This window comes from Prosthecobacter sp., assembly GCF_044378005.1.
In the GTDB taxonomy this organism is placed as follows: domain Bacteria; phylum Verrucomicrobiota; class Verrucomicrobiia; order Verrucomicrobiales; family Verrucomicrobiaceae; genus Prosthecobacter.
In genome coordinates this window covers 78165-103081 of sequence record NZ_JBILYB010000001.1, presented here as the reverse complement: position 1 = coordinate 103081, position 24917 = coordinate 78165, and the positions used below count along the sequence as shown (strand labels likewise).

At 60.5% G+C, this 24917-nt stretch carries 19 protein-coding genes; 11 read left to right on the top strand and 8 right to left on the bottom strand.

The annotated features are described in order from the left end of the window. Positions 1–101 precede the first annotated feature (101 nt). From surE to AC6FTP_RS00430, 3 genes are read right to left on the bottom strand one after another with little or no spacing between them, the layout of a single operon-like run. Positions 102–797 (bottom strand): 5'/3'-nucleotidase SurE, encoded by a 696-nt coding sequence (surE, locus tag AC6FTP_RS00440; RefSeq protein ID WP_497204921.1) that lies wholly within the window; start codon positions 795–797, stop codon positions 102–104. Positions 798–803: 6 nt separating this feature from the next. Next, complete coding sequence (locus AC6FTP_RS00435) at positions 804–1694, bottom strand: uracil-DNA glycosylase (RefSeq protein ID WP_497204920.1); 891 nt, start codon at positions 1692–1694, stop codon at positions 804–806. A gap of 52 nt (positions 1695–1746) precedes the next feature. After that, a complete protein-coding gene (locus tag AC6FTP_RS00430; protein WP_497204919.1) occupies positions 1747–3084 on the bottom strand; it encodes a hemolysin family protein in 1338 nt (445 codons plus the stop codon). 126 nt (positions 3085–3210) lie between these two features. On the opposite strand from AC6FTP_RS00430, the gene AC6FTP_RS00425 reads away from it, so the two are divergent. Genes AC6FTP_RS00425 through AC6FTP_RS00415 form a run of 3 tightly spaced genes read left to right on the top strand, consistent with a single transcriptional unit; the run spans position 3211 to position 6196 of the window. Beyond that, complete coding sequence (locus tag AC6FTP_RS00425; RefSeq protein WP_497204918.1) at positions 3211–4230, top strand: hypothetical protein; 1020 nt, start codon at positions 3211–3213, stop codon at positions 4228–4230. Positions 4231–4236: 6 nt separating this feature from the next. Then, on the top strand, positions 4237–5763 hold the full coding sequence (gene modA / locus AC6FTP_RS00420) for a molybdate ABC transporter substrate-binding protein (RefSeq protein WP_497204917.1): 1527 nt from the start codon (positions 4237–4239) through the stop codon (positions 5761–5763). Positions 5764–5767: 4 nt separating this feature from the next. Then, on the top strand, positions 5768–6196 hold the full coding sequence (locus AC6FTP_RS00415; protein WP_497204916.1) for a rhodanese-like domain-containing protein: 429 nt from the start codon (positions 5768–5770) through the stop codon (positions 6194–6196). Here AC6FTP_RS00415 and AC6FTP_RS00410 read toward each other — a convergent pair. Beyond that, a complete protein-coding gene (locus tag AC6FTP_RS00410; RefSeq protein ID WP_497204915.1) occupies positions 6126–6821 on the bottom strand; it encodes an NlpC/P60 family protein in 696 nt (231 codons plus the stop codon). The genes AC6FTP_RS00415 and AC6FTP_RS00410 overlap by 71 nt on opposite strands. Positions 6822–6919: 98 nt before the next feature. Between AC6FTP_RS00410 and AC6FTP_RS00405 the strand changes: the two genes are divergently transcribed. Genes AC6FTP_RS00405 through AC6FTP_RS00395 form a run of 3 tightly spaced genes read left to right on the top strand, consistent with a single transcriptional unit; the run spans position 6920 to position 13822 of the window. Then, positions 6920–9118, top strand: coding sequence for a DUF1549 domain-containing protein (locus AC6FTP_RS00405; RefSeq protein WP_497204914.1), 2199 nt, complete (start codon positions 6920–6922; stop codon positions 9116–9118). Between the two features lie 52 nt (positions 9119–9170). Then, positions 9171–11426: a hypothetical protein gene (locus AC6FTP_RS00400; protein WP_497204913.1), complete on the top strand. Its 2256-nt coding sequence runs from the start codon at positions 9171–9173 to the stop codon at positions 11424–11426. Continuing rightward, positions 11423–13822 carry a WD40 domain-containing protein gene (locus AC6FTP_RS00395; protein ID WP_497204912.1) on the top strand — a complete coding sequence of 800 codons (2400 nt, stop codon included), beginning with the start codon at positions 11423–11425 and terminating at the stop codon, positions 13820–13822. The genes AC6FTP_RS00400 and AC6FTP_RS00395 overlap by 4 nt, the downstream gene beginning before the upstream one ends. A gap of 10 nt (positions 13823–13832) precedes the next feature. On the opposite strand, the gene AC6FTP_RS00390 is transcribed toward AC6FTP_RS00395, so the two are convergent. Then, positions 13833–15176 carry a DUF1501 domain-containing protein gene (locus AC6FTP_RS00390; protein WP_497204911.1) on the bottom strand — a complete coding sequence of 448 codons (1344 nt, stop codon included), beginning with the start codon at positions 15174–15176 and terminating at the stop codon, positions 13833–13835. Between the two features lie 171 nt (positions 15177–15347). Here AC6FTP_RS00390 and AC6FTP_RS00385 point away from each other — a divergent pair, with 171 nt between their 5' ends. Further along, the gene (locus AC6FTP_RS00385; protein WP_497204910.1) at positions 15348–16121 is read left to right on the top strand and encodes a dienelactone hydrolase family protein; all 774 of its coding nucleotides are present in this window, start codon (positions 15348–15350) and stop codon (positions 16119–16121) included. A gap of 6 nt (positions 16122–16127) precedes the next feature. Next, complete coding sequence (locus AC6FTP_RS00380) at positions 16128–17000, top strand: hypothetical protein (RefSeq protein WP_497204909.1); 873 nt, start codon at positions 16128–16130, stop codon at positions 16998–17000. 2 nt (positions 17001–17002) lie between these two features. Here AC6FTP_RS00380 and AC6FTP_RS00375 read toward each other — a convergent pair whose 3' ends face one another. Further along, positions 17003–21004 (bottom strand): outer membrane protein assembly factor BamB family protein, encoded by a 4002-nt coding sequence (locus AC6FTP_RS00375; RefSeq protein WP_497204908.1) that lies wholly within the window; start codon positions 21002–21004, stop codon positions 17003–17005. 53 nt (positions 21005–21057) lie between these two features. Here AC6FTP_RS00375 and rpmI point away from each other — a divergent pair, with 53 nt between their 5' ends. Together rpmI and rplT are read left to right on the top strand one after the other, a co-directional pair. Further along, positions 21058–21399 (top strand): 50S ribosomal protein L35, encoded by a 342-nt coding sequence (rpmI, locus tag AC6FTP_RS00370; RefSeq protein ID WP_497204907.1) that lies wholly within the window; start codon positions 21058–21060, stop codon positions 21397–21399. A 125-nt stretch (positions 21400–21524) separates the two neighbouring features. Beyond that, on the top strand, positions 21525–21908 hold the full coding sequence (gene rplT / locus AC6FTP_RS00365; protein ID WP_497204080.1) for a 50S ribosomal protein L20: 384 nt from the start codon (positions 21525–21527) through the stop codon (positions 21906–21908). Between the two features lie 145 nt (positions 21909–22053). Here rplT and AC6FTP_RS00360 read toward each other — a convergent pair whose 3' ends face one another. Both AC6FTP_RS00360 and AC6FTP_RS00355 read right to left on the bottom strand, forming a co-directional pair. Continuing rightward, a complete protein-coding gene (locus tag AC6FTP_RS00360; protein ID WP_497204906.1) occupies positions 22054–22665 on the bottom strand; it encodes a superoxide dismutase in 612 nt (203 codons plus the stop codon). Positions 22666–22831: 166 nt separating this feature from the next. Continuing rightward, positions 22832–24073 (bottom strand): molybdopterin-dependent oxidoreductase, encoded by a 1242-nt coding sequence (locus AC6FTP_RS00355; protein ID WP_497204905.1) that lies wholly within the window; start codon positions 24071–24073, stop codon positions 22832–22834. Positions 24074–24315: 242 nt separating this feature from the next. Here AC6FTP_RS00355 and AC6FTP_RS00350 point away from each other — a divergent pair, with 242 nt between their 5' ends. Beyond that, positions 24316–24882 (top strand): hypothetical protein, encoded by a 567-nt coding sequence (locus tag AC6FTP_RS00350; RefSeq protein ID WP_497204904.1) that lies wholly within the window; start codon positions 24316–24318, stop codon positions 24880–24882. Positions 24883–24917: the final 35 nt, after the last annotated feature.

Below are 24917 nucleotides of genomic sequence, written 5' to 3'. Positions count from 1 at the left end.
CGCAGCAGAGAGCTGCGCAAACGCGGATGATGACGGAGACGATCCCAGAGACTCCGAGGTGACTCGGCCTGTTGAGGCTCTGTTTCCTCCGTGTTCATGGTTCACACCCGCAGACGAGACACCGCGACCTCTCCGCCAAAGCACACCGCCACATCCGAACCAGGATCACGACCACGGTCCGCATAGCGGGCATTGTAATGATGATGCCCGTCGTCCTTCATGGCAAAGCTCACCGGCAATGGAGAACGTGCGGGCACGCAATCTCGCAGAGGAGGAAGGGCGATCTCGCCGGGCGGATGATGGGGGAAGTTCACGCACCAGAACTCGCCATCGGCGAGAGACTTCACTCGAAGCGTGTGGAAGACATCGTGTGTCCACTTCGCTGAGCGGTCCCAGTCCACTTCGAGCTCACGAATGAGGTAGTGGGAGAAGGCGGCTGACTTCACTTCATGGTAGGCCGCTTCACGCGCACCGGCGCAGGTGCCGGAGACGTGGATGTCCTGCCCGAGATTGCCGCCGGCATTGATGCCGGAGAGCACCCAGTCGGGTTTTAAATCATAGGCGAAGAGCCCGAGCCGCACGCAGTCGGCAGGCGTGCCATCGACGGCCCAGCGATTCTCACCGCGCGACTCGACACGCAACGGCGAATGAGTGGTGAGGCGATGCCCGCACATGCTTTGCTCACGCATCGGAGCCACGACGCTGACACGCGCGCCGGGGATCATGAGCATGGCCTTTTCCAAAGCGGCCAGGCCTGGCGCGTCGATGCCGTCGTCGTTCGTGAGGAGGAAATGCACGCGGGGTTACTTCTTGAAGAAGCCACGTTGTTTGTCGCTGATGGGCAGTCCGGCTTTTTCCATGACCTTCAGCATGTCTTCCCAGCACTCGCGTTTGGCGCGCAGGCCGTTGCCGGGCTGTTTCTCTTCGCGCAAAATATAGCTCGGGTGATAGGTGACCATGGTCTGGATGCCCTGCACGTCGTAGAACCTTCCGCGCAGCCGCATCACGCCTTCGCCGATGCCGAGTCCTTTGCAGGCCACGGCTCCTAGCGCCACGATGACCTTGGGCTTGATGATGGAGATCTCGGTCAGCACATAGGGCAGGCAGGAGGCCATCTCGGCGTCATTCGGCGCACGATTCGAGGTTCCTTGATTGCCCTCCACCATGGGGCGGAATTTGCAGATGTTGCTGATATAAACATCGCTGCGCTCCAGGCCCATCGCTTTCAAGATGCCCGTCAGCTTCTGCCCGGCTGGACCGACGAAGGGCTCGCGCTGCCGCTCCTCTTCAAATCCAGGTGCCTCGCCGATGAGCATGATCTCCGCCTCGGGATTCCCCACCGCGAAGACCATCGTCTCACGCAGGGTGCCGAGCGCGCGAGCTTCGGGCGAAGTCTCCGCGATGGCGGCCAGTGCGGCGAGCTTCTCCGCCTTCGTCGCGCCGTTCACTTCGATCAGCTTGGGTGCTGTCTTCAATGGCGAAGGCCGTGCCACAGGTACTCGTTCAGGAGCAGCAGGCCTTTCCGCCACGGTCGGCGCAGGGGCTGGACGACTCGGCTGCGGACGCACGACCTTCGGCTGACGCACATCGCGCATCCGATCCAGCGTGCCGGGGCGCAGCGCGGCATGAGTCTGCCCCGCGAGCTGACGTTGCTCGAGGTAGTGCTTCAACATTCCGGCGGCTGGCTGAGACATGGCATTCATGTCTGGCGAGCGTCCTCAGGGACTCAAGCGGGAGATGGGGAAACTAAACCTCGCCGTCCGGCTTCGCACCATCGGTCTCCGAGGTCTCTGGCAGCACGACACGGCGGATGCTGACCTTGTCAATGCGCTGGCGGTCCATATCAACCACCTCGATTTGGAACTCGCCCATCATGAAGGACTCGCCCTCACGCGGCAGGCGCTCCAGATGCTGGACGATCAATCCCGCGAGTGTCTGGAAGCTCTCCTCCTCAGCATCGACCACAGCCTCCAGCCCTGGAATCACGGCCATGACGGGATCGATCTCCATCATGCCATCGACGATCCAGGTATCGGGTGCCGTCTGACGGATCTGAGCATCCCCAGGCTTGACCAAATGCCCGCCAAGATCGCCCACCACTTCCTCGACAAGGTCTTCAATGGTCACGAGACCACGCACGATACCAAATTCATCCGTCACCACCGCGGCATAGAGCGGGGCTTTGCGCAGTTCCTCCAGCAGCGTCAGCGCGGGCTGATTGTCGGAGACAAAGAGCGGCTCGTGCATGAGTTCGCTGACCTTCGGGTCCTTCCCGTGAGCGGTGGCCATGTAGAGATCTCGCAGGGAGACGAGACCGACGACGTGATCGCGGGAGGCGTCATACACGGGAAAGATGATCTGGCGCGTGTCGTCCATTTTGCCTGCCACACTGGTGGCGGTGTCGTCCAGATGGACAAAGACCACTCGGGGCTTCGGGCGCATGATTTCCTCCGCACGAAGTTCCCGCAGATCGAAGACGCCTTCGACCATCTCGCTTTCCTCGTGGCGCACGCTGCCCATCACGAGGCCTTCGCGCACGAGCACCTTCACCTCGGCACGCGTCGGGCCGCTCTGGATCTCCGCTTTGCCAAAGAAGCTCATCAGCGCACGCGTGCTGAACTCCAGCACCCACACCAGCGGACTGCCTACCCTGGAAAGCCAGTTCATCGGTGCCGCCATCCAGCAGGCGATGCCCTCGGCGTTGCGCAGCGCGAGGCTTTTCGGCACCAGCTCACCGATGATCAGAGACAGGTAGGTGATGAAAGCCACCACCAGACCAAAGGCGATGTCCTCCGCATACTCCGCCAGCACGGGCACCGACCGCAACCAGGGCTCGACGTAACCCGAGAGGCTGGCTCCACCAAAAGCCCCCGCCAGCACGCCCACCAGCGTGATACCGATCTGCACCGTGCTGAGAAAGCGCTCGGGATTCTGCGCCAGCTTCAGCGCCAGCAGCGCCCCCTGGCTGCCCTTCTCTCCCAGTTCCTGAAGCCGTCCCTTCTTGGCCGAGACAATGGCGATCTCCGCCATCGCAAAGAGGCCGTTGAAGAAGAGAAGCAGGAGAATCAGCGCGAGTTCTGTCATGAAGGTGTCCGTTAGCAGAGATTGGGCTGAACGGCAATGTTTGAGGCAGCCTTCAAAAGGCCTCGCAGGCTTCGATGCATGGGATTTCAGTAACTTTGCCCACCTCCTGATCGTTCCACCACGCCCATGCTCCGCACCAGTCTTCTGCTTCTTTTCACCACCGCGCTTCTGCGCGCGGAGACCTGCGCCTGCACGATCCCGGTTTTCCGCTACGCGCTGGATCGCTGGGAAACGGATCGCTTCCAGCTCGTCGTGCCCGCCAGCACTTCGCAGAATACCGAGCTGACCGACCTCCTCCGACCACTGCGGGCGAATGGCAAAGCGAACCTCGACATCACCACGGCGAAGGATTCCGCAGTGGCCACTGCCGAGCTTCTTGACTCCAAGACGGGCACAAAGAGTCTTTGGAAAGGGGGTTTGAACAAGGCCGCGCTCGATGCCGTGCTCGACTCGCCAGGGAGAAAGCAGATCACCGAGCGCATCCTCGCCGGTGAGAGCATCGTCTGGGTCATCGTCGATGATGGCAAACCGGAGTCGCAGCCCGAGATCGAACGCATCGAGAAGCGGCTCAAGTTCCTGGAGCAGGTCGCCTCACTGCCGATCCAAGACCCGAACGACCCCGACAGCCAGCTCGGCCCCGGACCGGCTCTGCTGCTGAAGTTCACCACGCTGCGTCTGCGCGCCGATGATCCGGCGGAAAAGATCCTCACCACCATGCTCGCCGGACCGGAGGGCAAGATTGATGCCGCCAAAGCTTTCGCCGCACCCGTGTTTGGCCGTGGGCGAGTGCTCGGAGCCTGGAATCTCGATCAGCTCGACGATGCCTCACTCGAAGAAGCCTGCATGTTCCTCGTCGGGCGCTGCTCCTGCCGCATGAAGAATGAAAACCCCGGCTGGGACATCCTGCTCAATGTCGATTGGCCGAAGGCGCTGGAGGAAGCCAAAGCGAAAAAGCCTGCCGTGGAAGTCGCGCAGGCCGTGCAGATGAAGCAGCCGGAAACGGTGGTCACTGAGTCGAAAGATGCGTCACCGCCGACAGATCAGGCATCGCCACGCGATTCTATCCCCCAGAGTTCCATCCTGCTCACGAGCGCTTCCTTGCTGCTCGCCGGATTGGCCGCCCTGCTGTATCGAAACAAACGCTAATTCCCCATGCGCAAAGTCCTCGCCATTCTCCTCCTCGCCGCAGCCATCGGTCTCGGCTTTTACGCCCTGCGTCCTGTGAGCACCGGCAACAGCTCCAGCCTCACGGTGTATTGCGCGGCTGGATTGAAGAAGCCCATCGAAGCCATCGCCGCGCAGTATCGTGAGGAGTTCGGCACGCAGATCGAGCTGCAATTCGGCGGCACGGGCACGCTTCTCAGCCAGCTCCGCATCGCCAACAAAGGCGACCTCTTCATCGCTGCCGATGAAGGCTCCCTCGTGGATGCCAGGAAGCTTGATGTCATCCGCGAAGTGCTGCCTTTGGCCGTGCAGCATCCCGTCATCGCCGTGGCGAAAGGCAATCCGAAAGGCATCGCCACACTTGCTGATCTGGAGAAGCCAGACGTGAAGCTCGCTCTGCCAAACCCCGAGGCCGCGAGCGCAGGCAAGATCGCCAAAAAGATCCTCGGCGCGACATGGGATACTCTTGCCAAAAAGGCCGCTGTGATGAAGCCCACCGTCACCGAGATCGCCGCCGATGTGAAGCTGGGTGCCAGCGATGCCGCTCTCGTCTGGGACAGCACCGTGCCGCAGTTCGAAGGACTCGAAGCCATCAAGCTCCCCGAGCTCTCCAGCCATGCCGAGAAGGCCAGCGCGGCGATCTTGAAGTCCGCCAAGTCCTCTGCCGATGCCTTGAAGTTCGCACGTTACCTCTCTGCTCCTGAGAAAGGCGGCGCACTCTTCACCAAGCATGGCTTTCAGGCTGCCGGTGGTGACAAGTGGGCGGTGAAGCCCGAGGTGATCCTTTACAGCGGCGGCGTGAATCGCCCGGCCATCCAGGATCTTGTGCAGGAGTTCGCCAACCGCGAAGGCATCAGTGTGACGACCGTTTTCAACGGCTGCGGCATCCTTTGCGCCGCGATGAAGACAATGAAGGACACGACGAACCCGAAGTTTCCCGATGTCTATTACGCCTGCGATGTCTGCTTTGTCCCGCCTGTGGCCGAGCACTTCCCCGAGGCCGTGCTGCTCACGGAGGCGGAGATCGTCATCGCCGTGCCAAAGGGCAATCCCAAGAACATCAAGACCCTCGCCGACCTCGCCCAGAACGGACTGCGCGTCGGCCTTTGCAATGCGGAGCAGTCCACTCTCGGCTTCATGAGCGCTGGCATCCTGCGCAGCATGAATCTCTTCGACAGCGTGATGAAAAACGCCTCCAGCCAGGTGCCGACGGGTGACTTCCTCGTCAACCAACTGCGCACGGGCTCCCTCGATGCCGCCGTGGTGTATCGCACGAACATCCAGTCTCAGCCCGATCACTTCGACGCCATCCCGCTGCCTGCCGACAAGGCCAAAGCCATCCAGCCCTTCGCCGTGCGCAAAGACTCGCCTTACAGCGCCATCGGCCACCGCATGCTCGACTACTTGAAGGCGAACAAAGGCAGCTTCGAGAAAGCAGGCTTCGTTTGGAGAGGCGATACCGCCCCCGTGAAGAGCGGAGAGCTTGAGATTCCTGATTACCTCAAGCAGAAGTGAGCCGATGATTCGTCTCGCCCCCCCTGCCCTGCTCCTGCTCAGTGCCTGCACGCCGCCGCCTGCTGCGGAAGTGCGCACCGAGCCGCCCGCGATCAAGCTGCCTGACTCCGTGCAGCAGCTCACCGCCGATCAGGCCGCCGCTTTGATCCAAAGCACGCCCGATCTCGTCATCCTCGACCTGCGTGAAGACTGGGAGATCGAAAAGGAAGGCCGCATCGCTGGGTCCGTGTGGGCGGACTATCTCAATGATCAGCGCTTCACCGAAGCCACGTCCAAGCTCGATCCCACGAAACCCTGCCTGCTCTACTGCGCTATCGGTGGTCGCGCAAAGCTGGCGGCGGAGAAGCTTGCGGGCAAAGGCTTCACTCGCCTTTCGCTTTTGACCGGAGGATGGGAACAATGGCTCCGCGCGGGGAAACCCGTTCAGAAGTGACCAGTCCGGGCACCTTGCCGTAGCCATAAAGTTTCGCCTTCGAGGTCGCCTTGGGCAGAACGAAATCGAAGACACTAACACCGGTGCGTTTCTGCCCCTCGTAGCTGCGGCCATCACTGGCACCGAAGACCACACCTTTGTCCGTGGCTTTGTTTTTACCGAGATACAGCATCACGTGGGTAATCGGCGTCTTCCGCTTCGTGGATTCATAAGTGCCGGACCAGAAGACGAGATCCCCCGGCTTGAGCTCAGCGAACTCCTCATGCTTCAATGTGTCCGCCTTCTCGATTCGGTTCAGTTTGGATTTCTCCAAGATCCACTCGCCCATCTCATCTGACTGTCGCGGCGTGTCCTTCAGTCCAGCCTCGGTCAGCAGATGATAGATCGTTCCTGAGCAATCCATGCCACCACGTTTGGGCTCATGAGAGGCGAAGACATAGGTCAGATCCATTTTCGTCAGCGCCAGCGCCGCACGGATCAGCTTCTGCACGGCCTCGGGTTGCTCATCAAAATCGGCCAACTCCGCCTCCGATATCGTACTCACTGCAGCCGGCTTTCTGACCTCCTCTTCCGCCCACGCAAGAGCGGGCAGATGGAACAGCAAACCAAGGATAAGTATTTTCATGAGGCATTACTGACACAAATGTGACCATTTCACATCCATCATTCGGCTTTGCGGCGCTCAGCACAAGATTGGCATTCACGGCGCGTAGGTTTGCCATCATGAACAAGTCACCCCTTGCACTCATCGCCGCCTGCCTCGTTGCCACGCCAGCATTGGCTGCTGAAGCAGCACGCCCGCTGAACTTCGCCAACGACATCGTGCCCATCCTCACCAAGGGCGGATGCAATGGCGGCGGCTGCCATGGCAAGGCCAGTGGTCAAAATGGCTTCAAGCTCTCCCTGCTCGGCTTTGAACCGCAGGAGGACTACGAGCACATCGTCAAAGAAGCCCGTGGTCGCCGCATCTTCCCTGGCGCGCCGGAGCAAAGTCTGCTTTTGACCAAGGGCACCGCTCAACTCCCCCACGGCGGCGGCAAGAAGCTCGATCCGAAGTCGGAGGATTATGCGGACCTCGTGCGCTGGATTCGTGAAGGCATGCCGTATGGCAAAGACACCGATCCAAAGATGGCGAGCATCAGCGTCGAGCCCTCCAAGCTCACGATGCCCCTCAAAGGCAGCACCAAGCTCAAAGTCACCGCCCATTACAGCGACGGCTCCACGCGTGATGTCTCGAAGCGTGCGCTTTACGAAGCCAACGAGAAGGCCATGGCCGAAACCAGCGAGACGGGAGAAGTGAAGCTCTTCGACCTGCCCGGTGATGTCGCCGTGATGATTCGCTATCAGGGCAAAGTCACCACCTTCCGCGCGACCGTGCCGCTTGGTGCTCCGGTCGATAAACTGCCGCCCGTCTCGAACTACATCGACGACCTCGTCTTCGCCAAACTGAAGACCATCGGCATGCCGCCCTCCGAGATCTGCGATGACGGCACCTTCATCCGCCGCATCACGCTCGACATCACGGGCCGCCTGCCCACCGCCGAGGAAATGAAGGACTTCATGGCATCGAAAGATCCCCAGAAGCGCGCCCAGCTCACGGATCGCCTGCTCGACAGCCCCGAGTATGCCGAATACTTCGCCAACAAATGGAGCGCCCTTCTCCGCAACCAGCGCACCCAGCCCACCTTCGCTCGCGGCAGCTATCTCTTCTGGTCCTGGATTCGCGACAGCTTCGCCGACAACAAACCTTTCGATCAATTCGCCCGCGAGGTCGTCGCTGCTTCCGGCAGCCTCGATCAGCATCCGCCCGTCGCTTGGTATCGTCAGGTGAAGGAGCCGAAGCAGCAGATGGAAGACGTTGCCCAGCTCTTCCTCGGCACCCGCATGCAGTGCGCCCAGTGTCATCACCATCCCTTCGAAAAATGGAGCCAGCAGGACTACTACGGCTTCGCCGCCTTCTTTGCCAATGTAAGCCGCAAGACCGCCACGGCGAAGGATGAAGAGATCATCTTTAACAAACGCGGTGCCGCCCAGATGACGAACATCCGCACGAAGCAGCCCGTCATGCCCACCAGCCTCGGCAGTGAAGCCGCAAAGCTCCGCCCCGAGCAGGACCCGCGTCTCGAACTCGCCAACTGGATGAGCAAAAAGGAGAACCCCTTCTTCGCCCACACGCTCGTGAATCGTTACTGGAAACACTTTTTCAATCGTGGGCTGGTGGAGCCTGAAGACGACATGCGCGAGACGAACCCGCCCGTGAATCCCGAGCTGCTCAGCGCCATGGCGGCCGAGTTTGTGAAGAGCGGCTACGATCTGAAAGCCCTCGTGCGCAGCATCGCCAGATCCACCACCTATCAGCTCAGCGCCGTGCCTAATGCACACAACGCCAAGGACCGCCAAAACTTCAGCCGCTATTATCCAAAGCGTCTCAACGCCGAAGTCCTCTACGACTCCGTGAATCGTTTGCTCGATGTCGAGAGTGCCTTCGCCGGACAAGCTCCCGGCACACGCGCCGTCGCCCTGCCGGACAACAGCTACAACCAGAGCAATTACTTCCTCACCGTCTTCGGCCGCCCCGACTCCTCATCCGCCTGCGAATGCGAACGCACCCAGGAAGCCAGCCTCGCCCAAAGTCTGCATTTGCTGAACGCCGCCGACATCCAGAACCAGCTCACCCGCGCTAATGGCCGTGCTGATCGCATGGCCAAAGATGCTCGCCCCGAAGATGATAAGATCACCGACGTCTATCACATCGCCCTCAGCCGTGACCCGAATGCCACCGAGATGAAACTCGCGCAGGATCACGTCGCCAAAAAGACCGCAGGCAAGAAGGACCAAGAAGCCTTTAACGCGAAGAAGGAAGCCTTCGAAGACATCCTCTGGGCACTGCTGAACACGAAGGAATTCCTCTTCAATCATTGAGTCGTTTCTCAAGCCAGGCGCCAAGCCTCCCAGTTTAGAATCCCCGCCGACTATGTCCTCTTCCGCGCCATTGCGCCTTTGCGTGAGCTTTCTCTGCGTTGCTGGAGCTTCGCTAGCCCAGATCACCGCGCCATCACCCACCATTACCGCTGTCTCACCTCTCGGTGGCAAACCGGGCACCACGGTGGAGCTCACTTTCAAAGGCGTAGAACTCGATGGAGCAAAATCCATCCTGCTCACGAGCCTGCGTGATGGCAAATCACGCAGCTATCCCGTCGAGCAAGTGCCCGCCAAGAAAGGCGTGCTCGCGGTGAAACTGCCAGCGGATGCCCCGACGGACATCTACGACATCCGGCTCATGGCCCGCTACGGCATCACGAACCCGCGCGTGTTTCAAATCAGCGCCGCAGATGTCGTCGAGTCTCCGGGCACCAATTCCAAGTCAGACACTGCCTTGAAGGTGACGACCGACTCAGCCATCCAGGGTATCTTTAAGGCCGCTGTGCCGCATTGGTTCAGCTTCGAAGGCAAGAAAGACCAGCGTGTGCTCGGAGCCTTCATCGGAAGCGGCTTCGATGTCCGCACCTCTCTCGTCGGCAGTGTTTTTGATAACGGCGGTCGCGAACTCGCCCGCCTGCGCGATGGCATCCTCGATGTCAAACTCCCCGCCGATGGTGCCTACAAACTCAAGATCAACGACCTCATGTTCGGCGTCAGCGATGACTATGTCTACCGTCTCTCGATGACGACTGGGGCCGTCATTTGGGCCGCAGGCAAAGAAGCCGTTTATGGCTGGAACCTGCCGGGCGGCCAAGTCGTGAACGGACTGCGTGTGAATCGCGGTCAGCCTCTGGAGCATCTCAAAGCCGATGCAGCCACCATCGCCAAACTTATCGCCTCTAGTCCGACACAAGCCCTGCGCCTGCCTGATGAATCCGAAGCCCCCAGCGTGACGGCTGACAAGCCCACACCTCTCTTCGTCGGCCAGACCTTTGGCGGATGGTTCCCGGCGAATGGCGCAGCGCGTCAACTCGATCTCGCTTTCAAAAATGGCGACCGCTTCATCATCGAACTAGCCTCCCAGCAGCTCGGTTACTCCACCGATCCATCCTTGCTCATCGAGACCGTGAAAGGTGAAGCTATCACCCTTCAGGCAGACCTCGGTGATCCGCCAGCCACCGTGCCTGCGCCAAGCGTTCGTATCACGCAGCTTGATCCAGTTTATGGGTATGAAGCGAAGGTCGATGGCGTCTTCCGCGTATCCGTCAGCGATCCCTCAAACGCAGCCAATGGCCGTCGTCATCCTTATCAATTACGCATCCGCAAGGCTAACGAGGGCACGACGGAAGGAGCCATCGCCATCCACGCCAAGCTACCTCCAGCCGCCGCAGCCGGACCTTTTGAAATTCCCAGCGCCAATGTCTGGCGCAATGGCGTGGCCGCCATGGAAGTCTTCATCCCAAATCGCACAGCGATCAGTGAAGCTGTTGAAATCAAAGTGGCGAATCTCCCCGCAGGCGTGACCAGCCTCGGCGGCATCATCAGCAAAGGCCAGAGCCTCGGCTACATCGGCCTGCGCGCAGGACCGGACGCACCCGCAGGTGCGGCGACACTGTCTGGCATCGCCAGCACCGGGTATCTCACTTGGGCTGCAAAGGATGCGACCCTGCTGTTTACCCGCAACGCTGGCGCTCCAGCCATCGGCGTCGTGCCTGATGCCGCACCCGCTTTGATCGAGCAAGCCACGCCCGGCATCCCCGAAGTCGCCGCCGATGCAAAACTTGATGTGCCATTGAAAGTGACGCGACACGCCGCCTGCACCGAGGTGCTTAAACTCAAACTGCTCGGCCTCACCGATCCCACCAAAGCCCCCGAAGTCACCATCGCAGCCAAAGCAGCGGATGGGAAAGTCACGCTCGACATCAAGACGCTCAAGCTCGCTCCCGGCGATTACGGGTTCATCCTCCAAGGACCAGCCAAGATGTCCTTCCAGCGCAATGCCGATGACATCGCGGCAGCTCAAGCTGAGGCCAAAAAAACCGCCGAAGCTCATGTCGCCGCCAAGAAGTCCGTCGATGAAGCCAACGCCGCCCTCAAAGCACTGAAGCCCGAAGACAAAGCCGGTCAGACCGCACAGCAGGCCAAAATCAAAGACCTCACCGCCGCACTCACCAAGGCAGACAAAGCCAAGGCCGACGCCGATAAAGCCGCGAAGGACATCGCCACCAAGAACGCCGCGAAAGACACCACCTTCCTCGTCCATTCCACCCCGATCCGCTTCCGCGTGAAGGAGACCGCCAAGAAATGAACACGCCCATCTTCCGAGCTTTAGTCATTCTGAATTCGTCATTCGTCATTCTGGCGTCTGCCGCTCCTATTAATTACGAAAAGGAGATTCTGCCCTTCCTGAAGGACAACTGCATCGCCTGCCATAACAAGACGACCACCAAAGCGGGTCTGAACATGGAGACGCCGGATCTCATGATCAAAGGCGGTGAGACTGGCAAAGGCATCGAGGCAGGCGCTGGCGCCAAGAGTCTGATCTTCCAAGCCGCTGCGGGTGACTGGGATTCTGAAATGCCACCCAAGGGCAACAAGGTCGGTGCCGTGCCGCTGGATGAGGCCGAACTGGCGTTGCTGAAACAATGGATCGACGAAGGCGCGCATCATGCCGGGCGTCAGGAGCGTGTGATCTCCTGGGAACCTCTGCCCGCAGGCTTTGCGCCCATCTTTGCCAGCGCCATCTCGGGCGATGGCAAGTTTGCAGCCGCAGCGCGTGGCAATCAGGTGACGATCTACCATGTCCCAACCTCCACAACGGTCACGCGTCTGACCGATGACGCCTTGATCAAATCGGGCCTCTACAAGAATCCCGGCATCGCACATCGCGATCTTATTCCAGCGATTGCCTTTACCAAGGATGGGCAGCGTCTCATCACCGGCAGCTATCGCGAAGCCAAGATCTGGAAGCGTGCTGACAGCACCCCACGTCTGGTTCCAGCACCCAAGGCAGCAGCAGCGGGCAAATTCAAACTCGCTGCGGCAGCCGGAGATGCAGTCTCACTCATCGATCAGGCCACGAGCAAACCGCTGCGTGATTTGAAGCATGGCGGTGCCGTGTCTGCCTTTGTCCTGAGTGCTGATGAGCAGCGCATCGCCACCGCAGGTGCTGACCACAAAGTGAATCTCTGGGAAACCGCCACCGGCAAGATGATGCTGGAGATCACCAGCGACGGCGATGCTGAACGCGCGCTGACTGAGAAGACCGATGCTGTCGCAAAAACAACCGTCGAGCTGGCCTGGCAGAATGAGATGATCAAAAAAGCCGAGAAGGATGTGACCGACCTCGCGGCACGTTTGAAGAAGGCCAACGAACTGGCCGACCTCGCCAAGAAGGCGCTGGAAGAAAAGAAAAAGGACATCAAGCCAAAGGCGGATGCCAAGGTCGCCGCCGAGAAAGCCGCGAAGGAAATCGACGACCAGATCGCCAAGCTGCCCGCAGGCACAAAGCCAGATGATGCGCTCACCAAGAAGCAGACTGAAGCCAAAGCGAAGGCCGAAAAAGCGGCCACCGATTCCATGCTAGCTCAGGAGGCTCTCACACGCGCCGAAGCTGCCATCGTGGACACGGCCAACGAGATCAAGCTCGTCACAGAATCCAGCGCTAAGGCGACAACGACCGTCGCAGCCACCAAAGCGACTGCCGAGGCCGCGAAGAAAGCTCTGGATGCAGCCACGGCGGCGAAAACAGAAGCCACGAAGGCCATCGCCACTGCCCTGCCAGCGCTGAAGGCTCTGGCCTTTTCACCCGCAGGCGATCAGATCGCGGGGCTCGATGCCACCAACCGCGTGCGCGTTTGGTCCACGGCCACCGGTCGCACCATTCAGTCCGCCGTCATTGCCGATGCAGGCACAGCAGAATCCTTGGCTTGGCCGAGTGCAGAAGGTTGTGTCATGACCGGAGACAAGGCCAGCGTGCTGCTGCCTGATGAATCACGAGCCATGTGGAAACTCGAACGCAGCTTCGGCAGCGGCGATGGCAAATCCGCCATCACCGACCGCGTGAACGCACTCGCCTTTTCCCCCGATGGCAAAACGCTCGCCATCGGCAGCGGTGAACCTTCGCGCAGTGGCGACATCACCCTTTGGGACATAGCTTCTGGCAAGATGACCGCGAACTACAGCGAGCGTCATCTCGACAGCGTCCTCACGCTCGACTTCTCCCCCGATGGCAAACACCTCGCTTCCGGCGGCGCGGACAAAGCCGTGCGTATCACCGAACTCAGCAGCGGCAAGATGGTGAAGCTTTTCGAAGGCCACACGCATCATGTGCTCGGCGTCTCCTGGCGCGGCGATGGCCGCATCATCGCCAGCTCCGGCGCGGACAATGTCGTCAAAGTCTGGGATTGGACCACGGGAGACCGCCGCAAGAACGTCGAAGGATGGGACAAGGAAGTCACCTCGCTGCATTACCTCGGCAGCGGCGATGTCGCGGCCACCACCGCAGGCGATGCCAAGGTGCGGCTCATCAACAGCGACGGCGGCGAAGTGAAGAAACTCGACGGAGCCAAAGACTTCATGAACACCCTCGGCAGCACCCACACAGGCAATCTCGTCGTCGCTGGTGGAGAAGACGGCGTGCTGCACATCTGGGATGTCGCCACAGCGAAGATCCTCCGCAGCTTTGCACCCGAGGTGAAGTAAGTCTTCAAACTCAGATCAACTCAGCCATCGGCTGATGGCCGCCATCGATCAAGTATTGCGGGCGACCGCTGAAGTCATTGAGAGTGGCTTTGTTTACGTCGATGCCGAGATGGCGGTAGAGCGTGGCAAAGACTTCGCCAAAGGCCACGGGGCGGTCGATGGCTTCACCGGCGAGCTTGTCAGTGGCACCGATGACTTGTCCGTGATTCATGCCACCACCGGCGAGCATGGCACAGGAAACGCGAGGCCAGTGATCGCGCCCACCTTTGGGATTGATCATCGGCGTGCGACCAAACTCACCCCACACGACGACGGCCACATCTTTGTCCATGCCGCGCTCGTGCAGATCGGTGATGAGGCCGCTGAGGGCACTGTCGAGCAGCGGCAGATCCTCGCGGAGCTGGCCGAAGTTATTTGAATGATAATCCCAGCGGCTGAAACCGAGCGTGACCACACGGGCACCCGCCTCCACCAGACGACGCGCAGCCAGGAAGTGATCCGTCAGACGCGGGCCACCGTCATCACGGTTGCGATTTTCGCCTTTGCCATAGCGCTCCACGATGCGGCGATCTTCGCGGCTCAAATCCAGCGCGTGCAGCAACTTCGGACTCGTGAGCACGCCGAGCGCCTGTTGGTTGAAGACATCCATGCCGCCCATCAGACCCGTGGCATCGAGTTCGTTGCGCATTTGATCAAAGCTCTTCAGCAAACCCGCGCGATCATGCAGACGATCCAGCGAGATGCCATGGAGCGTCATGTCTTCCGTGCCACCGCCACGGTTCGGCTGAAAAGGCGCATGAGCCACGCCGAGATAGCCCGGCTCACCGTTCCGAGCCCAGGGCATGTGACCCATCTTTGGCGAAAGGCCGACAAAGGGCGGCATGGCTGAATTCACGGGACCTTGAATGCGGGAGACGATGGAACCCATCGCCGGCCAACCGCCCGGAGGCTGACGCTTCGCACTGCGACCGGTCAGACATTGAAAAGCATCGTGCCCGCTGTCGCAGTCCGCCATGGAGCGGATGATGGTGCATTTATCCATCATCTTCGCGAGACGAGGCAGATGCTCGCAGATCTGAATGCCGGGGACGTTCGTGGAGATCGGTTTGAATTCGCCGCGCACTTCGGAGGGAGCGTCGGGCTTCATGTCAAACATGTCCTGATGCGGCGGCCCGCCGGGCAGGAAGACCATGATCACCGCGCGATGCTGCGACTTTTTCCCAGTCACTGCTTCTGCACGGAGGAGATCTGGCAGTCCCAGTCCACCCATGGCCAGACCACCGATCTTGAGGAAATCACGGCGCGATTTGCCATCGCAAAAACCGGAGTGGGAGGAGCCTTGGATCGAGAGCATGGCGGTGAGTTCTTATTTCGAATCGAAACCATTACGCATGCCATCCGTTCATTTTTGCCAATCTTCTCTCATGGTTCCTGCCCCCCACCTCACAGACTGAATCGCGAGAGGGGATCTGTATCGTGCCTGCAGCTTGCGGCGTATGACTTCACCACCTAGCCTCACCCACTTATGAAACGACTCCTCATCACGGCCCTCACGCTGTTCTCGCTTCCACTTATGGCGGCCATCATTGAAAAGCCCGTGGATTACAAAGCCGGAAGCCTGGACTGCGAAGGCTGGGTCGCCTTTGATGATACCAACTCGGCGAAGCGGCCCTCCGTGCTGATCGTCCATCAATGGACGGGGGTGAGCGACAATGAAAAGATGCGCGCGAAGATGCTGGCAGAACTCGGCTACAATGTCTTCGTGGCCGATGTGTATGGCAAAGGCATCCGCCCGCAGCCACCGGCCTCCGGTGCGGAAGCGGGCAAGTATAAAAAGGATCGCGCCCTGCTCCGTGAACGTCTGACCGCCGCACTGCAAGTGCTGCTGAAGGACAGCCGCACCGACACTTCACGCGTGGCGTGCATCGGTTATTGCTTCGGCGGCACGGCTGCCATCGAGCTTGGCCGCAGCGGCGCGCCGGTGAAGGGCGTGGTCAGCTTCCACGGTGGGCTCGACAGCCCAACTCCTGCGGATGGGAAGAACATCAAGGGCAAGGTGCTCGCTCTGCACGGTTCAGATGATCCCTTCGTTCCTGCTGCCGACATCGCCGCCTTTGAAAAGGAGATGAAGGACGCCGGAGTGGCCTACCAGCTCGTGTCCTATCCCGGAGCCGTCCACGCCTTCACTCAAAAAGGGGCTGGCAATGACAACTCCAAAGGCGCGGCCTACAACGAAGCTGCGGACAAAGCCTCTTGGGAGGAGATGAAAACCTTCTTTGAGAAACTTTTTGCCAACTGATCCGCTATGAAGAAGCGCCTGCTGCTCGCCTTTGGTCTCATGCTTTTCTCCGCTTCGGCAGAGGAAAAGAAAGCCACACCCGCAGCAGCCGAGCCAGCGGCCACGGACTTCATCCGCTTCGTCGAGACGGATGAGGGCGATTCGCTCCAGACGGCCATCGCGACTTATCTTTCGCCCAGCGGAGTCACCGTCGATCTCATCGGCGCGGTCCACATTGCCGACAAAAAATACTTCGACGCTCTGAACACCCGCTTCAAAAGCTACGAGGTCGTGCTCTACGAACTCGTAGGACGGCCTATCGAAGAGCGCGATCAGCTCAAGGTGGGTGATGGCGATACCAAGCTGCAATGGCTGGGCGCTCTCCAGGAAAAGATGCGCGCCACCCTGAAACTGGAGAGCCAGCTCCATTGCATCGACTACAAGGCGAAGAACTTCGTCCACGCCGATCTCAGCACTGAGGGCTTCTTTGAAAAGCAGGAGGAGAAGAAGGAAACCTTTATCACTCTCTGGATGAAGGCCGCACTCGCTCAGGCGGCGGCGGGAGACTCCGGCAAGGCGAACTCGGACATGGCACTCATCATGACACTGCTGATGAGCAAGGACAGCTCCACGGACCTGAAGCGGCTGATCGGCAGTGAGTTCGATCGTGTGGAGCAGCTCATGGCCGGAGTCGAAGCCGGGAACGGCACCGCCATCATCGGCGAGCGCAACAAGCACGCGCTTGAGGTGATGCAGAAACAGATCGCTGCGGGTAAAAAACGCATCGCCATTTTTTACGGTGCCGCCCACTTCCCCGACATGGAGCAGCGCCTGCTGAAACAAGGCTGGAAGCTGCAAAAGACCGATTGGCTGAAAGCCTGGGACATCGACGCGGAGTGAGGCTATTCCCCGCAGTGCAAACAGATCAGCGACCGCGTGCCGGCGGGCACCACCAGATCACCGCCGCCCATCAATGCGCGCCATTCACAGACCTGGGTGCGGCCATGACCATCGTAGAAAGACAGGCCGCGTGAACTCCAGCGCAGGCTTTGCCAGGACTTCAGCGCCTCGCGTTCGCTGACCACTATGGCAGATGCATCCACTGGCCATGGCTTTTCCCAAAGGGTCACACCGCTGAGCGCATCAACCACGCGCACCTGCTCGCTATCGGCGACCACGAGCGTCGTGCCGTCCATGCCAACCGATGGCAGCGGATGCTTCTCGGGAGAGTTTTCGCGCACCTCATAAGTGACCAGCGCACGCGAGCTGCCATCATGCATCACTTTGACGACACCACGTTCGCTGGCCGCGATGAGACTGCGTCCCGCCGTGCCGACCGGTGTCGCGGCACCGAGATAAAACGGCGAACGTGAACGCGAGCTGATCATGCTCGGGAAACCCAATGCCGAGTAGCGTGCAGAAGCCATGTTCTGGCTGATCAGCCACAGTCCATCCCCTTGAAGCCAGCGCTCCCCTTCCCCACCCCACAGAAGCCATGGACTGCTCTGCGCGCTGCCATACATGCCGGGATAGCCGTAGCTGGGAATCGCGTGAGAGTTTGCCAGAAGAATTGTGGTCGAACTCGCACGACTGCTGAAGGAACGCGCTGCCGTGGCAGCGGAAAGAAAGCTCGCTCCAGGAGTGCTGACGCTGGGTTTTGTAGAAGTGGTGTCATCGAGTTGCAGCGGAAAACTCAGCGGCTGCTCGCTGGTGGCGGCTTTCCAAAGCAAAGCACCATCGCTCACACGAACCACCGCGGTGCCACTGCCCCAGCTCACGGCTCGATCTCCATCACAGCGCATACCGCTCATCAGCCAGACGGGCGAACTCGGATTCGATTTCGCGGCCTCACCCAGAGCAGGGATCAGGCGGGACCAGAGTCGTTTGCCATTCATCTCATCGAGAGCCTCCAGCTGTCCAAGCGCCGCCCTCCACCAGAGCACTCGATTGCCCGACTGGGCCAGCGTGCCCTGCGCTCCGGCGTGCACCACACCGGGCGTGGGGATCTCCCACTCGACCGAGTGATCGGCAATGCGCAAACAAACAATGCCCGTCTCATCGAGCACGGTGAGGTGTTCATCACTCACACACCATTCCATCGGATAACTCACCAGCTCGCCGCCATCGCGTGTCAGTGCCGCAGGCACCGCAGCTCTGACGCGACGCCAATCCCAGAGCTGTTTCCCCGTGCGACGATCCACGGCGTAGAGCCGACCGTGAGTATCCTGCACCAGCATGTGCCGTCCATCAGGCGTGAGACACCAGCGCTGGAGCTCGGCCTTGTTTTGCGGCTGAAAAACCCAGCTCATCTTGCCCGGCTTCGAGTAGTCGCCATACGCCATAGGTGTGATCTTCACTTCGGGCGCAGGAGCCACGGTTTCGAGCATTCGCCGAGCTTCAACGAGAGAAAGGGAAAGCCCGTCGGGGAACATGACCCATTCTTCTTTTCCGCTCAAGGCAGCACGAGCATCGGCCAGAGATGTCTCGTCCCCAGAACGCAGTGCCAACATCCCACGCGCCCAGGCCAGCCAGAGACGACGTTGAGCTTGTTGCTCCGTTTGCTCCAACTCACCGAGGCAAAGCAGCGCTTCATCCACACTACGGTCTGGGTCACCGATCACCTCCCCAACACTTCGCCAGCAACTCGCCGCCAGATGACGACGCAATGTCTCCTGCGCAGCATCGCTCATCTTCCAGGCCACCGCCCGCGCCCGCATCTCCCTCAGTGCAAGACGCAGCTTCGCCTCCTCTCCCAACTCCACGAGCAGGGAGGTCCAGGTGATCCAGTGCGCCTTCTCATCCGGCTGGAGCCGCACCATTCGTTCGGCCATGGCTACCGCCATCGGCATCAGATCCGTCTGCCGTGCATTCACCAGCGCCCGTTGCAGCAGCGACACGTCTTCGCAGCGCTCAGGAGCCACAGCCGTCATCGTCGAGCGCCAGAGATCCAGCCGCTTCGCCTGGTAATACATCAGCGCGAGACGCAGACGCAGATCCCCTGCTCCATCATCCTGACTCTCTGCCAACGCAGCCTCGATCTCCATCTCCAGCGCCTTACGTTTGTCTTCACGTCCATCGAGCACGGAGATCAGTTGTCTCCGAATCTCCACTTTTGCCGACGCTGGCATCTTCGGTTCTGCCAGCGCAGCTCGGAGCAGCTTCTCCGCCTCGTCTTGCAGGCGTGACTGCATCGTTTGTCCGGCCAGCGCGCCGAGTTTCTTCAAACGCTCCGCCTCCCAGGTCTCGCCCTCCTTCGGCCAGAGTCGCTGGCGCTCTTCCTGGATGAAAGCCTCCGTCTTTTCCAGCTCAGTGGCTCTTTCCCAAGCCACGGCGAGCCAGGCCGCATAGCGCGCCTCGGTGTCACACAAAGTGCGACATTCGCTAAGTCGCCTTTCAGACGCCTCTGACGCTCCGGCCAGCGACTCCACACGAGCGAGCAGCAGCCGCGCGTCGAACTCACCCGGCTTCCGCTGAATCCAGACTTCCAGCATCCGGCGTGCCTGCGGCCACATCTTCCGGGTGATCAAAAACTGCGCGATCTCCATCCGCACTTCAGCCGTCACACCATCGCTCATTTCCAGAGCGAAGAGCTTCTCCATCTCCTCCGGGCGTTTCATCAGCAGATGAATCTCCGCCAGCTCCTTCCGCACTTCCCAGCGTTGGGGTTCAGCGGTCAAAGCCACCTCCAGCACACGGGCGGCCTCGCCGAAGAGGTTTTGCAGGCGCAGCCAGCGGGCGGTCTGGAGCAGAGTCGTCACGCGCTCTGCGGGATCTTTTTTCACCAGCAGCACCTCCAGCGCCGCGAGTCCAGCCTCTAGGCGCCCAAGCTGAAGCAGACGCCGTGCGAGTTGCAGCCGCAAATCCTCCCGTTCCGGCTGCACTCTCACTCGATCCTGGAGAAAGCGGAGCAAGTCCTCATCTCGCCGCATCGACTCGAAGAGCTGGATCACACGAGCCTCGATCAACCGGGCCGCAGGCAGCGAAGTCAGAGCTTCCTGCCACACTTGCAACGCTTCATCACGCCGACCCGCCAAGATTAGAAGCTCCCCATAACTCAACGCCGCCGACTCATTTGCCGGGGACGCCTTCCAAGCACTCGCCGCCGTGGCCAGAGATGCCTCGCGCTCCTTTTCATCCGCCGTCTGCCAGTGCAGGCGCAGCGCTTCCTCACGCCGCCAGTGGTCTGGAGCCAGCAGGGCGAGCAAAGCGCGGGCATGTCGCGCAGCTTCGGACTTTTGCTCCGCTGCCCAGGCCACTCGTGACTGTAAAAAGAGCGCTTCCACAGCCTCATCTCCCTGGAGCGCGGAGAAATCCCCGCCCTTCAGCACCACCGCAGCACTCTTTTTCAAACCTGCCTCCAGGCAGCGGCGGGCCCAGTGGAGACGCTGCGCGGGATTAAAAACCGCCTCCTGAGTCAGCGCCGAGAGCCGCGCCGACACCAGATCTTCACGACCCGACTGCGCCGCAGTCTTGATCAGTTCCTCCAGCCATTGCGCCCGTCGCGCGGGCACGGCCGTCTCCAGCTTCACCGCCTCATCCAGACTCTCTAGGGCACGGGGATCGAAGCGCAGCTCCAGCCATTCCGCCTTCGCCCGCCGCAGCAGGGCATTTTGCGGATGCCGGGACATTGCCTCGTGGAGAAAGGGCTCTGCCCGCGTGTCCTTCAGAGCCATGTAGAGCCGCGCCAGCACCACGGCAGCGTTTTCATCCTGGGGGAACTGCGCCCGGTGCTCCGTGTAAAGCGTCACCAGATCCCCCGCCCGGCCCTCCTTTTGATACAGCTCCACCAGCGACCGCAGGGGAGCCTCCGCCCCCGGATCGAAGTGCAGCGCCGTCCGCCAGGCCAGGGAGGTCTTTTCAAAACCCGACTCCGTCTGCGCAGGCAGCCGGGAGACCAGCAGCATGCAAAAGAAGAGGAATCTGGGGGAGAAAGGCAGCACAGTGGAAGGGTGGGTGTATGACAGCAAAGGCCGGGCATCCCGTCGAGCATGTTTGCGAGGGGATTCGGGGCATTTTCACCGCTTCTCAATCTTGTGAAAAACACCTTGCCAATCTAGGGATCGCCGCCACCTTCGCCGCCCCTATGTCCAAAAATCCTGGTATAGCCAAAACAAGAAAAGCCGTCTCCAAACGTTTCAAAGTTACTGCGACGGGTAAGGTGCTGCGCCGAAAACAAGGCAAGCGTCATATCCTCCAGAACAAGAACCGGAAACGGAAACGCAACCTTGGCAAAGTCGCCCTCGTGGCAGAAGTGGATAAGAAAGCCGTCCTCGCGAACATGCCGTTCTCGCACAGATAGGCCCTTAACCACAGGCCTCCCCAATGGAGGCCACGATGTTCCGGACTGGTCGAGCACCCGCGAGACCTCAGTTCAGATGAGTCCGGTCATCGAATCCATCAACAGTCTGATCACTGACAAAGAAAATGCCCAGAGCAACTAACGCCCCAGCCAGTCGTAAACGCAGGAAGCGCACCATCGCGAAAGCGAAGGGCTTCCAAGGTTTCCGCAAAACTCACTTCCGTTACGCCAAGGACGCTGTCCGCAAGGCGATGACGTATAACTATCGTGACCGCAAGGTCCGTAAGCGCAACTTCCGCAATCTGTGGGTGCAGCGCATCAATGCCGCCGCACGTCCCCTCGGCATCACCTACAGCCGTCTCATCGAAGGTCTGAACGCCGCCAGCATCACGATCGACCGCAAGGTCCTCGCCGATCTCGCCGTGCGCGACGAAGCAGCCTTTGCTGCCATCGCCAATCAGGCCAAGGCCGCCCTCGAAAAGAAGGTCGCCGCTCTTGCCGCCGCTTAATCCGCTGCGACAACTACTCCTCAACCACAGCCGGAACCGCAAGGTTCCGGCTGTTTTGTTTGGAGGTGACTGCCGCCGGAACGCGACCAGAAAAAAGCCTCCAAGCTCGCGAGGAACCTGGAGGCAGAGTGAAAGCAAAAACAGCTTATTTGGCCTTGGCGAAGAGGTCGGCGACAGCGGACCAGTTCACCACGTTCCACCAAGCGGCGATGTAATCAGGGCGCTTGTTCTGATACTTCAGATAGTAGGCGTGCTCCCAGACATCGCAGCCGAGGATCGGCGTGCCGCTGGCGTCCATGAGAGGATTGTCCTGGTTCGGCGTGGAGGTGACGGCAAGCTTGCCATCTTTCACGACCAGCCAGGCCCAGCCGGAGCCGAAACGAGTGGCACCTGCTTTGGCAAAAGCTTCTTTGAAGGCGTCGAAGGAACCGAAGGCGGCAGTGATGGCTTCGCCGAGTTCACCGGTCGGAGCGCCACCGGCGTTCGGGCCCATGATGTTCCAGAAGAGGCTGTGATTGAAGTGACCACCGCCATTATTGCGAACCGCGGCGCGGATGCCTTCCGGCACGGTGCCAATGTTCTTGCAGAGGTCCTCGATGGACAGCGCTTCCAGCTCGGCATTGCCGACGATGGCGTTGTTCAGATTGGTGATGTAGGCGTTGTGATGGCGGCCATGATGGATCTCCATCGTGGTGGCGTCGATATGCGGCTCGAGAGCTGCTTTGTCGTAGGGGAGGGCTGGAAGGGTGTGGGCCATAATGGTTTTGGTGGTATTCGGGACGGTTAAGTAGCGGAGATACGCGGGGCGGCAAGCGGCGGAACCGTTGTTTTTCATTCGGCATCGAAATGCGAACCCGCCCCATCAAGATGTGGAAAGGCGGATGGCGTCGCCGAACTCCATGGGGGCGCTCCAAGCTAGGCATCTACACGACTTCGAAGCGATGCATCTCGACGGCGTTTTTGCCCGCTTTGAGGATGGGGCGCGGCTCGGGCTGGGCGTAGCCGTTGAGATCCACGGCTCGGGCGCGGAACTCGTAGGTGCCTGGCTTCAAGTTCTTCAGCGCTGCGGACCAGGAGATCATGCTGTAGCGCAGTGGCCAAGTCTTAGGCTGTCCCGTCCGGGGATCAAAGCCGAGCACCTGCTTTGAGGAGATGCCTGCGGGCAAGATGTGGCTCCAGTCCTGCGGGGCGGCTTCAAGTTCGCAGGGGGTCCACTTCGCAGCGCGGTAGGTTTCATCGTCCTGGGTGATGGCTTTGGCTCCAGGTTCGACACGGTGCAGCCAGTACTCCACGCGCTCGACACCTGAGAGGCCGGAGATGACCTGCCCGGTGATAAAGAGGGGGCGGGCGGCAGGGCATTTGTCGGCAGCTTTGTCGATGTAAGCCGCCGTCTTCAGGGGCGAGTCAGGATCGTTGTTTTGGTTGGCGTAGGTGTCGTTGGATTTGAAATCGTTGGTGAGGGAGATGCGCTGGAGCCATTTGATGGACTTGAAGCCATGCGCCCAAGGCACGACGAGCCGCACGGGACCGCCGCGCTCCAGGGAGAGGGGCTCGCCATTGAGCCGGTAAGCGAGGAAGACGGGCGGCTCGCCGGGGGCGGTCTCCATGGCCTCGGTATAACTGAGGGAGGACTGGAAGATCTGTTTGGGGTCGTTGTTGTGAAAGCCGGAGTAGTAGAGGCGGCGGACGTTGCGCATGGCTCCACAAAGGCGCAGCACCTCGCGCAGCGGCACGCCCTCCCACAGGCCCTGCCCGAGGGGCTCGGCGATGTTCAGGCACTGCATGGCTTTGAGATAACGGACGCTGTGCTTCTGCCCGAGGGCCATCAGCGCGGGGAGATCCAGCGCGGTGCCATCGGCCAAAGTGAGCTGCTTGGCAGCAGAGGCGGGTTCTTTGACGACCTCGCTGGTGAAGGGATCTGCCACGATCTCCAGCCGCCAGGTCTCCGGGGTGAGCCGCGCCTGGACCAACGCCCCGCCAGTGAGCGTGTGGGGCTTCGGGGTGCCGCGAGAGACATCGTAAAAATCATCTGCCGCCGTGAGCAGCGGATGCGGCGCAGGTGGCGTGGCAGTCTCGGCGGCGGCGGCACCTCCGGTGGCCAGAGCCGAGGCGGCAAGGGCGGTGGTGCGGACAAACTCACGACGGGAGAGAGCGGTGGCAGGCATGATGCGGTAAACGCGTGGAGGCGGGGCTTACTTCCGCCGTCTTGGCAATCGAGGTTGAGGCAAGTGTGTGATTTTTCAAGACGGATGCCCAGAGGCTTTTTATAGTCGTCTGAATGCCGACTCCCACCCATAGGCTCCGCCGACGCTTCGCCCGCCTGTTACCCCACAACAATCCCAGATGCGTCGCCCCACCGGGTGCGATTGAAGGGCGAGAGGGCAGACCCATTCTGGTGCCATCTCTGATGCGTTCCGGCACGCATGTGCTGATCGACCTGATCCTGAACAACCTCGCCGCCTACCGACGGACACCGCTCTACATCGATCTGGATCAATGCCTGATGCAGGGAGTCAGTACGCAGGAGATCCTGGAGGGCGGCAGCTATGTGCTCAAATGCCACTACCCGAGCCTTTCGTGCCCAGATCATGCCCTGAGCACCCTGAGACAGATCGCCGCTGAGGCCATCATCATTCAGCCGGTGCGCGACCCCGAGGAGATCTTCCGCTCCCAGTCCTCCTGGGGAATGAATGCCCGGCAGGAGTTCGAAGCTTCCATGGCCGCTTTCGAGGAGTTCTGGAAACCTTTTCAAAGGCTCCAGATCCCCTTCTCTGCCATGACTGCTGAACGCCCCTGTCAGGAAGTGCTTGAGCAACTTTGTGCCTTGACCGGCCAGCCGATGCCGGAGAGCCCCATTTACCCACCACATCGCCAGTCCACAGCCCAAGTTCTCTTTCACAAAGCACTGACGCGGCTGCTGGGACGCCGCTCCCCGGTGATCAACACCACCATTGCCTTTGCGCTGACGCGCTGATCCGCCTTGTGTCCAGCCCGTTTCTCAGCTAGTCA